At 70.2% G+C, this 2,815-nt stretch carries 3 protein-coding genes; all 3 read right to left on the reverse strand.

Annotated features, from left to right (window positions below; all coding sequences use genetic code 11):
* Positions 1-1,018, reverse strand: a 1,018-nt coding sequence (locus MJ783_RS13995) for a hypothetical protein (RefSeq protein ID WP_239310875.1), incomplete at its 3' end; no start/stop codon positions are given.
* A 225-nt stretch (positions 1,019-1,243) separates the two neighbouring features.
* Entirely contained in the window at positions 1,244-2,365 is a 1,122-nt protein-coding gene (locus MJ783_RS14000; RefSeq protein ID WP_239310876.1) for a GuaB3 family IMP dehydrogenase-related protein, read from the reverse strand.
* Positions 2,366-2,482: 117 nt separating this feature from the next.
* Positions 2,483-2,815, reverse strand: a 333-nt coding sequence (locus MJ783_RS14005) for an IMP dehydrogenase (RefSeq protein WP_239310877.1), incomplete at its 5' end; no start/stop codon positions are given.

Consider the following 2,815-nt stretch of genomic DNA (forward strand, 5'->3'; position numbering starts at 1 on the left):
ACTGCCGCGGGTATCCCGCCGAAACACTCGCCGCGACCTTGGCTGGTCCGTGGCTCACGGTGTGCCCACCGGCGTGGCCGAAAAGCAGCCACCCACCGAAGCCGAGCAGAAGCGCCAAAACCGCCGCTCCACCGATAAGCGCGGAACGCGGCAGCGGTGAGATACCTCGCGGGAACCCGCGGGTCTCCCCGTCGGCGGGCCCGGTCAACGGGCCGGACCGGGTCGCTCGGGCACTCGCCGTAGCGCGTCGCCGACGCCCATGGGTACGCGCACCGCTGGAGCCGGCGCGGCTGCGCGCCCCCGCCTCCAGCGCAGCACCAGCAGGGACGCGGTCACCACGGTCACGCTCAGCCGGGTCCCACCCCGGGGCGGACGCTACGCGATCATCCTGGGCATGCTGGCTCAGGCCTGGTGACATCTTCTCGGCGCCCGGCACCCGGCCACCGAGGACATCAGCCCCGGCAAGATCACCGGAACCAGCCGGGATGTCACCCTCCCCCACAGCCCCCGCGAGCCAGGCCCCGGCGATCGGGTCAGATACCGGGGCGGGATCCCCGGATGCCCTGCCCGCCGCGGGGACACCGGTGCCGATCAGGTCAGTGATCAGGTCAGTACCGAGCAGATCAGTACCAAGCAGGTCAGCGCCGAGCAGGGTGCCGTCGGGCCGGTCCCACCCACCAGGGCTGGCCGGTTCCCCCCCGACGGCCGGCTGGATGCCCGGCCCGACGCCGGGACCCCCCGTATCGTCACGGATCGACCGCGGCCAGTCCACACCCGCCACCGAAAGATCGTCCGCCGCGGGTAGGGCCGCTGTGCTCCGCGGGAGGGAAAGCAACGAGAAAGCGCCGGTGGACTCGACCACGATGCCATCCGTGGCAGGGTCGGCGGTAGCGGGGGCAGCCGTGGATCCCGCCGATCCGGTGGGACGCGGCGCCGACGGCTGCCACGCCTGGGCGGCCTCATCCCAGACGTAAGCGCCGTCATCGCTGACCCAGCGACCGTGCTCGTCGATGCGCATGTGTCATCCTTCGGACCGAAACAGACGGTTCCAGGGTGCCATGCCGCCTGAAGGCGACGTCACCCCGGCATCTGAACCAGACCGGAAACGCCCGTTATGCCTGTATCGCCGGAAATTACCTGTCGCGTAGCCGACTACGAGCGCCCGGCGGCAAGGCTGTCCGGCTCGCGCGGCCCGGTCGGGACGCGACAGAAAACGAGGCAGCCGGCAGGGGATGCCGGACAGTCAACAGAGCGTAGAGGTGATCAGAACTTCCGCCTTCTGCAGCTCCTTCACGGTCGCATAACCGGTGGTGGCCATGGCGGTCCGCAGAGCACCCGCAAGATTCAGGGTGCCGGGATTAACCGCAGCCGGGCCCAACAGGATCTCGCGCAGCGTCCCGGTGACAGGTACGCGCTCCCAGACACCGCGGGGCAGCCGTGAATGCAGGACATCCATGGACCAGTACCCGCCGTGGCCAGGCGCCTCGGCCGCGGCGGCCAGCGGCGCGTCGAGCATCACCGCGTCAGCGCCACAGGCAATGGCCTTGGCAATGTCACCGCCCGTCCGCATACCGCCATGGGCGATCACATGGACATAACGACCGCCGGACTCATCCAGGTAGCGCATGCGCGCCCCGGCCGCATCCGCGATGGCGGTCGCCATCGGAACCCCGACCCCGAGCACCGCGCGGGTGGTGTCCGCCCCGCCCGGTCCGACACCCACGATCACACCAGCCGCCCCGGTCCGCATCAGATGGAGGGCCGTCGAGAAGGACGCGCACCCGCCCACCAGGACCGGCACATCGAGCTCACCGATGAACCGCTTGAGGTTCAACGGTTCACCCGCCCGCGACTGGTGCTCGGCGGACACGGCTGGCGCATGGATGACAAGCAGGTCTATACCACCGGCCTCGAGGAGGAACGGGTATAGCGCCCCGACCCGTTGGGGACGCAGCGCGGCAGCGGTGACGACGCCGGATTCGCGTATCTCCGCCAGCCGCTTGACCACCAGCTCCGGTCGGATCGGCGCGGCATAGAGCTCGCGCAGCCGCCGGGTGGCCGCCTCGGCGTCGAGGGTGGCGAGCTCCGCCAGCAGCGCATCGGGCTCCTCATGCCGGCTCCACACGCCCTCCACGTGAACGACGCCCAGACCACCGAGCCCACCGACGCTCACGGCGCTCACCGGCGAGGTCACCGCGTCCGCCGGAGCGGTGACAACCGGCAGGTCGAAACGATAGGCGTCGATCTCCCAGGCCAGCGAGACGTCCGCGGGGTCACGGGTCCGCCGCGATGGCACGATGCCCAGGGCGTCCAGCCCGAAGGCGACGCGGCCGCTCTTCCCGATCCCGATCTCGACCTCAGTCACTGTGTCCTCTCACCGGGGATGTCTCACCGGGCGCCTGCCATCAGAGGCCTGCCACCGGGGACCGGGCCGACGGAAACCGGCCGGCCGCGCGCGGGCCGGCCACGGCACAGATACTGATCATCGAGTGTTGTAGTTCGGCGCCTCGACGGTCATCTGAATGTCGTGCGCATGGCTCTCCTTGAGCCCGGCCGAGGTGATACGCACCAGCCGGCCATCCTGCTGGAGGGCGCCGACCGTCGCCGAACCGGTGTATCCCATAGCCGCGCGCAAGCCTCCGACCAGCTGGTGCGCGACCGCGGCCAATGCCCCCCGGTAGGGCACCTGCCCCTCCACACCTTGCGGAACAAGCTTGTCGTCGGAGAGAACATCATCCTGAAAGTAGCGGTCCTTTGAATAGGAGCGAGCCGTGCCCCGGCCGCGCATCGCGCCCAACGACCCCATCCCGCGGTA

Origin of the sequence: Protofrankia sp. Cj3 (genome assembly GCF_917627355.1) — a bacterium.
GTDB lineage: Bacteria > Actinomycetota > Actinomycetes > Frankiales > Frankiaceae > Protofrankia.